Origin of the sequence: Virgibacillus sp. MSJ-26 (genome assembly GCF_018918075.1) — a bacterium.
Lineage (GTDB): Bacteria > Bacillota > Bacilli > Bacillales > Amphibacillaceae > MSJ-26.
The window spans coordinates 23,011-35,983 of sequence record NZ_JAHLPW010000018.1 but is presented as its reverse complement, the minus strand read 5'-3'; the positions used below and the strand labels follow the sequence as shown (position 1 = coordinate 35,983).

The following is a 12,973-nucleotide window of genomic DNA, read 5'->3' as shown; positions in this document are numbered from 1 at the left end:
CTATTCATTATTCGTTAGCAAAGTAATTATTGTCTTCTAAGAATTCTTTAGCTACGACAGCTGGTTCTTTCATTTTGACATCAGCTTCAAAGTTCATTTTCAACATCATATCCTGATCGATTTTTCCAACAAGTTTATTAAGTGTGTCTTCTAGTTCTGGGTAGTCTTCTAAGACGTCATTACGGGCTACCAATGAAGCATCATATGGAGGGAAGAATTGCTTGTCGTCTTCAAGTGTAACGAGATTATAATCTTCCAGACGTCCATCAGTGGTATAAGCTAAGACAACATCCATTTCCCCGCTGCCGACAGCCTTATAAACTAAACCAATTTGCATTGGGTAAGCTTTTCCGAATTCAAACCCATATGTTTCAATAAATGCTGGGTAACCATCACCTTCTCGGTTCAACCAAGCATTATCCACACCAAGACGTAAATCAGGTGCCAGCTCTTTAATATCAGAGACTTTCTTTAAATTTTCTTTCTCAGCTAGCTCTTCTGTAACAGTAAAAGCATAGGAATTCGCAAAACCATACGGATCAAACCATTTTTGGTCAAATCTTTTTTCGAATTCTTCTTGAACAATATCTAATGCTTTATCTGTATCTGTGACAGGATCCATATCGAGTGTTCCTGGCAAGTCTGTTCCGGTGTAGCGTGTGCCTGTGATATCAACTTCACCTTGTTCTAAGGCTTGGTGTTGAACAATTGAAGACCCCATATTTCCGATAATATCTGCTGAATAGTCTGTATCATGTTCAATCAATTGCTTAATAATATTGGCTATAGTTGACGATTCAGATGTATTTAATGCTCCGATGGTAACTGTGTTTTTGGAGGAAGAACCGAGCCCCGGCAACGAACAACCACTCAGAAGCATAACTAAAGAAATTAATAGAATGCTTAATGATTTATTGGGTTTTAATTTCCCCATATTATCTACTCCTTTCTACGCTGTCTCCGTGGTATCTTTTAATCCTTTAGGCGTTAGTTTTTCCTCTAGTTTGCCAAGTAGATAATCAATGATAATGGCTAGTAGAGTTGTCGGTATCGCCCCAGCTAAGATAAATTCTGTTTTAAATAAATTTAGACCGTCAAATATAAAATCACCGAGTCCACCTGCTCCGATATAAGCAGCGAGCGTTGCCCAACCGATTAAGTAAACAGTGGATAAGCGGATGCCAGCCATAATTACAGGCATTGCTAATGGTAATTCCACCATTTTAACACGTTCAAAATTTGTCATTCCCATACCGCGACCTGCGTCAATTAACCCTTCATCCAAACTACTGACACCCGTGTAAGTGTTTCTTAAAATAGGTAGAAGAGAATAGAAAAACAACGCGACAATAGCTGGTATTTTTCCAATTCCAATCAGTGGAATAAAAAAGGCGAGTATGGCTAAAGTAGGGAATGTTTGAATAATACCTACCAATGCCATTATTTTATCCGCAACTTTTGGCACTCGTGTCAAGACAACCCCAAGAGGAACGGCAACAATAATGCCAAGGACTACAGAAATAACTGATATATATAGATGTTCCCATGTTTTAAACAAGAGCTGATCTCCATAATCCATTAAAAATGTTTGAAATGTTTCCATTGTCTCACTTCCTTTTCGTAAAACTGTCCATGTATCACAGATACGTTCAACTAATATTCAGTGGGAAAATAAGAAAACCTCCACTGAATAAGTTTCGCTTTATACTAAAGATTCTTCTTCACCCCAGATTGAATCGTACACAATATTAGCTAGACTTGCTCTAGTTACGATGCCTGTGAGGTGATTTTCTTCGTCAACAACGGGCACATAACGCGTACCATTACGCAAGATTCTCCGGATTGTATCACGTAATAAAGCATGCTGTTCAACTTTATAAATGTCTGTATCCATGATCTGATAGATATATAAAGATTTTTTGTGATACTGATCAATAATCTCGATATCAATCATGCCTTTTAAAACCTGATCCTGATCGACAACTAGTAAAGAGTCGACTTTATGATCTTTCATTGTTTTAATTGCTTCAGACAAAGTTTTATCTTCTGTAATGACTTTAGGTTCTTTGTTCATAATTTGACTAACCGTCCGTAATGTAGGTCTTGATGTAATTAAACGATGCTTTCCAATAAATTCTTGAACAAATTCGTTCGCAGGGTTACGTAATATTTCATCAGGTGTATCCACTTGGACAATTTCGCCTGCACGCATGATAACAATCCGGTCGGCTAATTTAATCGCTTCATCCATATCGTGCGTGACAAACACAATTGTCTTACCTAAATCTTGTTGAAGTTGCTTAAACTCGTCTTGTAAACTATCTTTTGTAATCGGATCGAGGGCACCAAATGGCTCGTCCATTAAAATCAGTGGTGGATCTGCGGCCAAGGCACGCAGTACACCGATACGCTGTTGCTGTCCGCCACTTAGTTCATCGGGATATCGATTTAAGTACTCAGGTCCCATTTGTACTAACTGCAATAATTCTTCCGCCCGTTCGAATCGTTTATCTGTCGGCCAGCCTAATAATTTAGGGACAAGAGCAATGTTTTCGGCTATAGTCATATGAGGAAACAATCCAATTTGTTGAATAACGTAGCCAATTGAACGACGTAACTCTACGACATCTTTATCATAGATATCTTCTCCCTCAACATAAATTTTTCCTTCAGTAACGTCATGTAGACGATTAACCATTTTCATCGTTGTTGTTTTACCACATCCGCTCGGACCGATAAATACAACGAATTCCCCTTTTTTAATATGCAAATCTAAATCATTTACTGCTTTTGTTCCGCCTTCATATATTTTTGTAACGTGATTAAATTTTAGCAAAACAAAGCACCTCCTCTTTATTATCAATTCCATATTCATCTCTAGCTAACAATTAATCCCATAAAAAAAAGAGCACTCTGCCCGATGACTGAATAATGTCTAGAAGCAAACCGAAAAAGCGTAAGAGTACTCTTTGCTAATTCATAAATCAAAGGAATGTAAAAAATCCTTAAAACCTAAACGGAGATAATCAATTGAATATGACCAGACTGATAGGCATCTAATTTCGAATAACTACTTGAAGTGACACAGAAAATATTGTAAAAGAGTTAGAGCAAAATATAAACCGGCAAATTAACGCTCATTTATTATAAAATGTGTAAAATAAATATTTTATGTATTTTAGCAAAGGTTTTTCTTACAATTTCGCTGTTTTTCTCTTGTATAATGGGTGAAAGCAATTTTTCGTTTTATTATTATTTGTGATATAGTTGGCTACGCAAATCAAAAGGCGGTTAGTAAGGAGATATGCGCATGAATAATTTATCTCAAGAAATCGAGGATGCAAGAGTCCAGTTTGTAGATAAAATTGCAGATAATATGCATACTTTTGGTGTCACTGAAACGGTCGGAAGAGTGTTAGGCATTATTTATATGAATCGTGAACCGATGACTTTAGATGAACTTTCAGAAGCTACAGGAATGACTAAGATGCGAATGAGTCAAGTTGTTCGTGAAATGATTGAGCTTAATATTGCTGAAAAGGTATTTAAAAAAGGTGTTCGGAAAGATTTGATAAACGTAGAAGATGATTATTATCAAACATTTATTTCTCTGTTTACATCGAATTGGCGCAGAGCAATAAACAAAAGTCGAGTCTTTGAACAAAAATTAAGCCGAAAGTTAATTTCCCTTCAAGAAAAGGATTTACCAAATAAGGAATTAGAAGAGGAAATTAATGAATTGCTTGGGGAAACAAAAGTATGGCTTGATTATTACGATTGGATTAGTCGTCTAATTGATTTCTTTGAATCAGGGGAAATATTTAACCATGTTCCCAAGAAGTTAGAGGAGGAATAATTATGCAAAATAAAGTGATTATTACAAGTGCTGTTACTGGAGCAGGAGCAACGACACAGAAGAGTTCACACGTCCCCGTTACTCCAAAAGAAATAGCAGAGGCCGCTATTAATTCAGCAAAAGCTGGTGCCGCCATTGCTCATATTCATGTCAGAGATCCGAAAACCGGTGGAGTTAGCCATGATGCTGCTTTATACCGTGAAGTGGTTGAACGTATTCGTGAATCTGATACCGATGTCGTACTAAATATTACGGCTGGTGGGGGTGGAGATTGGATTCCGAGCCCTGAGAACCCGGCAGTAGGTGGGGAAGGAACGTGGATACAAACTCCTGAAGAAAGGCACCAACCTATTGGAGAATTACTTCCTGAGATCTGTACTCTTGATATCGGAAGCATTAATTTCGGTGACATGGTTTATATTAATCCAGCTGAATGGATGAGAGAACATGCCAAGTTAATTAAAGAAAGTGGCGTAAAGCCAGAACTTGAATGTTTCGATACAGGTTATATCCGTATGGCTCATCAGCTCATGAGTGAAGGTCTCCTAGAAGGTGACCCATTATTCCAACTATGTTTAGGCCTTCCATGGGGAGCTGAAGCTGATGCTGAAACGATGATTTATATGCGTGATCGTTTACCTCAAAATTCAAACTGGTCAGCTTTTGGAATTGGTCGTATGCAGTTTCCAATGGCAGCGCAGTCCGTGTTGCTAGGTGGACATGTTCGTGTCGGGCTTGAAGATAATCTCTACTTGAAAAAAGGCGTTCTTGCTTCAAATGAGCAATTAGTAGATAAAGCTGTTTCTATGGTACAAGAACTTGGTCCAGAACTGGCGACTCCTGAAGAAGCACGTCAAATTCTTGGATTGAAGAAATTTAAATCGTAACTTTTAATTGAGTAGAAAAAAATTAAATGAAAACAAAGATGTGGCTAGGACAAAAACCTCAAACTCGGTAAAGAATCGATACTAAAGAGATAATTCACCGGCGCTAATGAAAAGGTACACCGTTGAGGTAATTATGTCCCACCCTCTTTCCTTTTCATATATTTAAACAGAAAAAGGATAGGTGAACAACATGGAGAGAAACTCTACACATACTATTAAAAATATAACTGTCATTGGTACAGGAGTGATTGGAAAAGGGTGGGTTGCTCGTTTTCTTTCTCAGGGGTACCATGTAACTGCATTTGATCCAGCCCCTGGAGCGGAAGAGAAAATTAAAGAAGGCCTTAAAATCGCGTGGCCAAAACTTGAGAAATATGGTCTTGCTGAATCAGCTTCCATGGATAATTTCAAATTTGAGTCCGATTTTAATAAAGCTGTAGAAAGTGCTGATTTTATCCAAGAAAACGTACCCGAGCGCGAAGACATAAAGCGTAAAATACTGAGTGATATTGATCTTGTAGCTAAACCAGAAGCGATTATTTCATCAAGTACGTCTGGCATCAAACCAACAACTTTACAAGCAGATTGTAAAAATCCAGAACGTGTCTTAGTTGCACATCCTTTTAATCCTGTTTATCTTATTCCACTTGTTGAATTAGTCGGTGGAGAAAAGACAGCCCCAACTACAATAGAACGTACTAAAGAACTATTTGAATCTGTAAAAATGAAACCATTAGTGATTAGAAACGAAATTGAAGGACATGTCGCTGATCGTCTAATGGAAGCCATTTGGCGTGAAGCCCTCCATATTGTTAATGACGGGATTGCAACGACCGAAGAAGTTGATGCTTCCATTGTCTACGGACCAGGTTTAAGATGGGCGCTTATGGGACCATTTATGACTCTTCATTTAGCGGGTGGAGAAGAAGGAATGCGCCATATGCTTCGCCAATTTGGCCCTGCACTAAAACTACCATGGACAAAATTAGTAGCACCGGAGCTAACAGAAGAGCTATCAAATAAGGTAATTGAAGGCTGTGAACAGCAAACAAAAGGCCATAATATCGCAGACTTAGAGCAACGTCGTGACGATTTCTTAATTGAATTGGACGAACTACTTCAAAAATATTGGCCAACAGCTAATTTAAACGGTTCTTTATAATTAAAAAGTTTCATTTTATATTATTTATTTTTCAATTGAAAAATGTATGTACTATGAAAGGTGATATTTATGGTAGAGAAAATAATGAATTGTACCGTAAAAGAGGAGTGGATTGATTATAACGGCCATCTTAATGATGCAGAATACGCACGTATATTCAGTCTGGCTGTTGAAGAGTTGATGATTAAGATAGGGATTGATGAGTTATTTAGAAAAGAACATTCTTATTCTATTTTTACACTTGAAACGCATTTATCCTATTTAGCGGAAGCCGATCAAGGTGAAAAATTAGATATTGATCTTCAGTTACTAGATCATGATTCAAAACGGATGCATGTATTCTTTTTAATGAGAAACAGAGAGGGAGACTTAGTCGCTACAAGTGAACAAATGCTTATGGGAATGGATATGAAAGAAGGCCGGCCAGGTGAATTTCCTGAAAGTATTTATAAGCAAATAGAAACCATTGCCGAAAAACAAAAAGATATGCCAACACCTAAACAAGCAGGTCGAACAATTGGAATTAGACGGCGTTAAAAATATATAATATATGAACTTAACTAGCTGAGGAAATCCTAAAAGGTATTTCCTCAGTATTTTTATGTTTAGTAACTATCACATTAAAGCTTCTATTGATAAATGTTTACTGAAACTGGCTACGTCTAGTTTCAGCCTTTGTTTGGTCATGTCACTTATAGAATTGGCGAACTTTTAGGTCTCTTTGCTGCCCGTTCTTTTCTTAACCTTTTTCGCTCTGGAGCTGTGGAATAAAACTCTTTTTCTTGCTTAGATTCTGGGTATACTTTTGGAACTGGCGTTGGTTTACCATCTTGATCTAGGGCTACCATAGTTAAGAATGATTCAGTTGTTAATGTGATTTCATGATTAATTAAATCGTGAGCAATAACTTTAACATATACTTCCATTGAGCTTGTACCTGTGTATGTAACGTAGGCTTCAAGCGTTAGTGAATCACCCACTTTAGCTGATGAAAGAAAATCAACTGAATCAATCGATGCTGTCACTACAGCACTTTTAGCATGTTTCATAGCTGTCAGGGCTGCGATTTCATCTATATAGGCAAGTATTTTCCCGCCAAAGATGGTATCCAAATGATTGGTATCGGGTGGAAGAACTAATCGTGTCTGTGTCGTTTTTGTATCTTTTATTAAAATCTTATCCATGCTTTCCTCCTAAAAAAAACAGCCTTCATTAATATAGAAGGCTGTTAGAGTATATTAAGACAAAATTAAAACAGTTAAAAATATGTCTGAATAACACCCTCCTATTCTCCCGTAGGATAAATGCTTTCTTATTGGCAGGTCTCCTGGCTTAGCTTCATTGTTATACTCACCTTCCCATGCAACAATCACACAGTGGTTTATATGAGAAAACTCTGCAATACAGTGGCGGGACCGCGTTGGATTTTCACCAACTTCTCTTTTAAACCTTATTTCTAAGGTCACCAATAAGTCCATACTATTTAATTAGTTGAATCCATGTCTATTATATCAGAAGGCTTAACTTTTAACAGACAATTCAGTTGTATAATAACTAAATGTCTCTCCGTATAATTAAGATTTCTGTGGAAAAAGTAATATAAAGAGGGTGATAATATATGCGGAAACGACTTATTTTAGTCTTAGCCATGTTGTTTTGTTTAACGAGCTTTAGCACAGTTCATGCAGCCAGTGGATATGGTTGGGGCTATAAAAAAAATGACAATCATGACATACCAGATATAGGAAAGTATAATGAGATGCTTGAAAAATACAATGCTTACTATGCTGATGATTCCGGTGATAAAAATATTTATCTGACATTTGATAATGGGTATGAAGAAGGATATACAGAAGACGTATTAGATGTATTAAAAGAAGAAAAGGTTCCGGCTACTTTTTTTGTTACTGGACATTATGTGAAAGAAGAACCTGCTTTGGTAAAGAGAATGGTTGATGATGGGCATATTATCGGGAATCATTCTTACCATCATCCTGATTTTACGATTATGAAAAAGGCAGAAATTAAGAAGGAGCTCGAAGATTTGGAAGAGGCGGTAGCCGAAGTTTCCGACCAAAAAGAACTTCAATATTTACGGCCACCTCGTGGTATTTTTAGTGAAAATACATTAAAATGGACCAATGAATTAGGGTATACACATATCTTTTGGTCGCTAGCTTTTAAGGATTGGAATACAGGGGATCAAAAAGGTTGGGAATATGCTTATGATCAAATAATGGATCAAATTCATCCTGGAGCCATTGTTCTTTTGCACGCAGTTTCTTCGGACAACGCGGAAGCTCTTGAGAAAGTCATTATTGAATTAAAGAAACAAGGTTATAATTTTAAAAGTTTAGATGACCTCGTTATGAAAAAAAATATATCTGACGGCTTTTTTGGTTTATAAATAATATTGAAATAAAAACGATTTTATGGAAAAAAAATAACCATAAAATCGTTTTTATATTATCATTTAAAATTTTCTAAACTTTTGTTATAATTGAATAATAAATAATACGAGGGGTGTGGAATTGTGAAAAGAGAGGAACTCATTGCTCCAGAAAACTACAATATCGCCATGGAAGTAGAAAAGTATGTAAAAGATCCTGAGAGAAAAGCGATTGTATGGCTTGATGACAAAGGAAAGAGAAAGGAAATTACCTATACAAACTTAATAGAAGACGTAAATCGAATTGGTAACGCTTTCCTTGATTCTGGATTAAAACGTGGTGATAAAATTCTTGTTATGATTCCGCGATTAATCGAAGCGTATGAAGTATACTTAGCCGCTTTAAAAACAGGAATCATTATTGTTCCAACGTCTGAAATGTTAAAAACGAAAGACTTACAATATCGAATCACTCATGCAGAAGTTAGCGGTATTGTAAGTTATTATCCCTTTGTTGATCAATATGACGGTATTCAGCAGTATGATGATTTAATAAAATTTTCTGTTGGTCAAGCGGTCGAGGACTGGATTTTCTTAGATGAGGAAAAAAAGATAAGTTCAGCTGAATTAGGAATGGTAGATACAACGCGTGATGATATTGCATTTTTACCATACACCTCTGGGACGACAGGTAATCCTAAAGGCGTTGTCCATACTCATGGCTGGGGATTCGCCCATCTCAAGACAGCACCTGAAAATTGGCTCGGTATTAGCGAAAGAGATAAGGTCTGGGCGACAGCAGGGCCAGGCTGGCAAAAGTGGATATGGAGTCCATTCTTATCAGTATTAGGATCTGGCGCTACAGGGTTTGTTTATAATGGTAAATTTAAAGCGGATACTTATTTGCAACTCCTTCAAGACGAAGAAATCAATGTGTTATGTTGTACGCCAACAGAGTATCGTTTAATGGCAAAGGAAGATAATTTAGAAGAGTATCAATTACCTGCATTACATAGTGCCGTTTCTGCAGGAGAACCGTTAAATGTTGAAGTAATTGACACATTTAGAAAGTATTTTAATTTAACTGTCCGAGATGGATATGGTCAAACGGAAAACACATTATTACTCGGCATAACAAAAGACATGGAAGTTAAACCGGGATCAATGGGTAAACCTACTCCTGGAAATGATGTTGTGATCATTGACGAAAATGGTGATCCAGTAGAATCAGGCGAAATTGGTGATATTGCATTAAGAAGAAATTCACCAGCACTGTTCCGTGAATATTATAAAGACCCTGAAAGAACTACGATGACTGAGCGAGGCGATTTCTATGTCACAGGAGACCAAGCCTCAATGGATGAAGACGGGTATTTCTGGTTTGAAGGCAGAAGTGATGATATCATTATTAGTTCTGGTTATACGATTGGGCCATTTGAAGTGGAAGATGCCTTAGTTAAGCATCCTAGCGTCCAAGAGTGTGCAGTTGTAGCAAGCCCCGATGAAGTACGTGGGAATATCGTCAAAGCGTATATTGTTCTAAAAAGTAATGTGAACCTTGATCAAGATGAGTTGATCAAGGAATTACAAAATCATGTCAAAGAACACACAGCACCATATAAATATCCAAGAGCTATAGAATTCCTCGATGAATTACCGAAAACAACATCAGGAAAAATTAGACGAATCGAACTGAGAAACAAAGAAAATCTAAAACAATAACAATTTATTCCACTTTCGCATCAATAGAATAAGCTTAAATAGTGAATGGGACTAAACTAATAGTTTTTCTAGTCATCTTCTTGACAATTTGTTTAAATGGAGCTGTTTCTCAAAATAGAACTTTAGTTAACCGTTGAACCATCGCTATGGAAATACGCTTCGCTTTCCGTGGGTGGCTGATGAGCCTCCTCGAGCTTAACGCTCTGCGGGGTCTCATCTAGGCCTCAGCTCCCACAGGAGTCTCAGCGTATTTCCTCCGCTATAATTATGGTTTCTCTTTGATTAATGTAATATATATTATTATGGGGCGGTTCATCCAATAGTGAACTGGTGCAATGTATCTTATCCTACCGCTATGATCACAAGGGTTATTCGTTGATTACATAATGCGAAAGTTGACTATATATATAAGAAGAAATTTAGTAAAGAATCCTATTAAAGAATTAAATCCTCTTTAATAGGATTTTTTGTTTTTTATAAAAGGTCAAAGAGTATTTTAATTCAAAAGTTATGTTTAATGAATTCTTTCAAAGGGGATATTGTTTATCGTGGCAGGGTGGCAAACAGCTTCAATAAGCAAAGCTCTCATCAAAAGAAACTTTTTAAAAAAAATAAGCAAAAAGACTTGAAAGTCAAAGAAGGTCAGAGTATAATGTAGTCATAAGGTCAAAGATAGTCAAAGTCAAAGTAAGACTGGCAAGTGATTTTAATATATGAAAAGAATTATTATATAGGAGGAATGGAAAATGAAATGTCAGTATTGCCAAATGAATGATGCAACTGTGAATATGACAATGCAAATTAATAATCGTCGCATGCAGATGCATTTATGTAATGATTGCTTTCAAGAACTTCAAGGAAAAGTGGCAAATCCAGAAAACTTTTTCTCAGGTGAAAACGCCAATGACGCATTTTCCAATGGCTTTTTCCAAGCAGGTGGTCAAGGTCAAACCGGAACAAGAACAAAACAAAAGACAAATAAAGGTAATGGTCTATTAGACCAACTTGGTAAAAATATAACAGATGATGCTAGATCTGGTTTAGTTGATTCAGTTATTGGCCGTGACAATGAAATTAAACGTGTAATTGAAACATTAAATCGTCGAAATAAAAATAATCCAGTTTTAATCGGTGAACCAGGTGTCGGTAAAACAGCTATCGCAGAAGGTCTTGCAGTAAAAATTGTCGAAGGTAGTGTACCAACGAAACTAATGAACAAAGAAGTTTATTTACTTGATGTCGCTTCATTAGTAGCCAATACAGGCATTCGCGGACAATTTGAAGAACGCATGAAACAATTAATCGAAGAACTAAAAACAAGAGAAGACGTTATCTTATTTGTAGATGAAATTCACTTGTTAGTAGGTGCAGGTACTGCTGAAAGTTCACAAATGGATGCAGGAAATATTTTAAAACCTGCCTTAGCACGCGGTGAATTACAATTAATCGGTGCCACAACATTAAAAGAATACCGTCAAATTGAAAAAGACGCTGCACTCGAACGACGCTTACAGCCAATCATAGTTAAAGAACCAACACCGGAAGAAGCGATTTTGATCCTAGAAGGTATTAAAGAACGATACGAAGAATTCCATGATGTTAACTATTCTGATGAAACCATTCGTGCCTTCGTCAATCTTTCAAATCGCTATATACAAGATCGTTTCTTACCAGATAAAGCCATTGACTTGATGGATGAAGTCGGTTCACGCCTCAATTTGAAAAACTCAGACAGAGATGTTGATTCCATTGATCATCGTTTGCAGGAAGTAATCAAAGAAAAAGAAGCGGCAGCAGAACAAGAAGATTATGAACGCGCAGCACATTTACGTTATCAAGAAATCCAACTTCAAAAACAATTAGAGAAAAGCGAAGATACGGAAAAAGTGTTGAACGTAGATGTATCTGATATTCAATTACTTGTTGAAGAAAAAACAGGTATCCCTGTTACAAAACTTCAAGCTGATGAACAAGAGCAAATGAGAAATCTTGGTCAAAACTTAAGTCAAAAAGTTATTGGTCAACAAGAAGCGATTGATAAAGTAGCTAAAGCTATTCGCCGTAGCCGTGCAGGACTTAAAGCGAAAGAAAGACCGATTGGTTCATTCTTATTCGTCGGACCGACAGGTGTTGGTAAAACAGAATTGACCAAAGTGTTAGCAGAAGAACTATTTGGTTCTCGCGATTCATTAATTCGCCTTGATATGAGTGAGTATATGGAAAAACACTCTGTGTCTAAAATCATTGGTTCACCTCCAGGATATATTGGCCACGAAGAAGCAGGTCAATTAACTGAGCGTGTTCGTCACAATCCTTATTCAATCATCTTAGTTGATGAAATTGAAAAAGCACATCCAGATGTACAAAACACATTCCTACAAATCATGGAAGATGGTCATTTGACAGATTCACATGGTCGGTCCGTTAGCTTTAAAGATGCTGTTATCATTATGACAAGTAATGCTGGTACAGGTGTCAAAGAAATTAATGTAGGCTTCAACCCAGATGCACACGATTCAGTAACAACACTTGAAATGTTAAGTAATTACTTTAAACCAGAATTTCTTAACAGATTTGACTCTATCGTTAACTTCAATGAACTAAACAAAGAACATTTATTAGAAATTGTGGATCTTATGCTTACTGAACTCCACGATACTATTGAAGAAAATGACATTACCTTCCACATTACCGATGAAGCTAAAGAGCAACTCGTCGATTTAGGCTATGACCCACGTTTTGGTGCAAGACCATTACGTCGTGTTATCCAAGATAAAATTGAAGATCAACTTACAGATTTAATCTTAGAACAAGATCATGTAGATGAGGTCAATATTGTAGTAGAAGATAATGATATTGCCGTCCAAAAAGCATAAATAAATTAAAAGATCAATCCTGATAATTCGGGATTGATCTTTTTTATATCCTGCTTAAGAGGCGTACATAGATTGGTGTAT

11 protein-coding genes and 1 riboswitch are annotated in these 12,973 nt (G+C 36.7%); of the genes, 7 read left to right on the top strand and 4 right to left on the bottom strand.

Annotation, left to right across the window (positions count from 1 at the left end):
- Window positions 1-7: 7 nt before the first annotated feature.
- The 3 genes from KQI49_RS15170 to KQI49_RS15160 all read right to left on the bottom strand — a co-directional run bounded on the left by KQI49_RS15170 (window position 8) and on the right by KQI49_RS15160 (window position 2,836).
- On the bottom strand, window positions 8-934 hold the full coding sequence (locus KQI49_RS15170) for an osmoprotectant ABC transporter substrate-binding protein (protein WP_216490354.1): 927 nt from the start codon (window positions 932-934) through the stop codon (window positions 8-10).
- Between the two features lie 15 nt (window positions 935-949).
- Window positions 950-1,603, bottom strand: coding sequence for an ABC transporter permease (locus KQI49_RS15165; RefSeq protein WP_216490353.1), 654 nt, complete (start codon window positions 1,601-1,603; stop codon window positions 950-952).
- 99 nt (window positions 1,604-1,702) lie between these two features.
- Window positions 1,703-2,836: a betaine/proline/choline family ABC transporter ATP-binding protein gene (locus KQI49_RS15160; RefSeq protein ID WP_216490352.1), complete on the bottom strand. Its 1,134-nt coding sequence runs from the start codon at window positions 2,834-2,836 to the stop codon at window positions 1,703-1,705.
- 474 nt (window positions 2,837-3,310) lie between these two features.
- Between KQI49_RS15160 and KQI49_RS15155 the strand changes: the two genes are divergently transcribed.
- The 4 genes from KQI49_RS15155 (at window position 3,311) to KQI49_RS15140 (ending at window position 6,442) form a co-directional block, all read left to right on the top strand.
- Window positions 3,311-3,856, top strand: a complete 546-nt coding sequence (locus tag KQI49_RS15155; RefSeq protein WP_216490351.1) for a GbsR/MarR family transcriptional regulator — start codon at window positions 3,311-3,313, stop codon at window positions 3,854-3,856.
- 2 nt (window positions 3,857-3,858) lie between these two features.
- Window positions 3,859-4,743, top strand: a complete 885-nt coding sequence (locus KQI49_RS15150; RefSeq protein ID WP_216490350.1) for a beta-keto acid cleavage family enzyme — start codon at window positions 3,859-3,861, stop codon at window positions 4,741-4,743.
- A 190-nt stretch (window positions 4,744-4,933) separates the two neighbouring features.
- The gene (locus KQI49_RS15145) at window positions 4,934-5,905 is read left to right on the top strand and encodes a 3-hydroxyacyl-CoA dehydrogenase NAD-binding domain-containing protein (RefSeq protein WP_216490349.1); all 972 of its coding nucleotides are present in this window, start codon (window positions 4,934-4,936) and stop codon (window positions 5,903-5,905) included.
- A gap of 69 nt (window positions 5,906-5,974) precedes the next feature.
- Window positions 5,975-6,442 (top strand): thioesterase family protein, encoded by a 468-nt coding sequence (locus tag KQI49_RS15140; protein ID WP_216490348.1) that lies wholly within the window; start codon window positions 5,975-5,977, stop codon window positions 6,440-6,442.
- Between the two features lie 155 nt (window positions 6,443-6,597).
- Here the strand turns inward: KQI49_RS15140 and KQI49_RS15135 are convergent, their stop codons facing one another.
- Entirely contained in the window at window positions 6,598-7,089 is a 492-nt protein-coding gene (locus tag KQI49_RS15135) for an acyl-CoA thioesterase (protein WP_216490347.1), read from the bottom strand.
- Window positions 7,090-7,205: 116 nt separating this feature from the next.
- Window positions 7,206-7,390: riboswitch (cobalamin riboswitch) on the bottom strand.
- Between the two features lie 133 nt (window positions 7,391-7,523).
- Between KQI49_RS15135 and pdaA the strand changes: the two genes are divergently transcribed.
- The 3 genes from pdaA to KQI49_RS15120 all read left to right on the top strand — a co-directional run bounded on the left by pdaA (window position 7,524) and on the right by KQI49_RS15120 (window position 12,892).
- Window positions 7,524-8,312, top strand: a complete 789-nt coding sequence (pdaA, locus tag KQI49_RS15130) for a delta-lactam-biosynthetic de-N-acetylase (RefSeq protein WP_216490346.1) — start codon at window positions 7,524-7,526, stop codon at window positions 8,310-8,312.
- A gap of 126 nt (window positions 8,313-8,438) precedes the next feature.
- Window positions 8,439-10,016: an acyl-CoA synthetase MbcS gene (gene mbcS, locus KQI49_RS15125; protein ID WP_216490344.1), complete on the top strand. Its 1,578-nt coding sequence runs from the start codon at window positions 8,439-8,441 to the stop codon at window positions 10,014-10,016.
- 746 nt (window positions 10,017-10,762) lie between these two features.
- Window positions 10,763-12,892 (top strand): ATP-dependent Clp protease ATP-binding subunit, encoded by a 2,130-nt coding sequence (locus tag KQI49_RS15120; RefSeq protein WP_216490342.1) that lies wholly within the window; start codon window positions 10,763-10,765, stop codon window positions 12,890-12,892.
- Window positions 12,893-12,973: the final 81 nt, after the last annotated feature.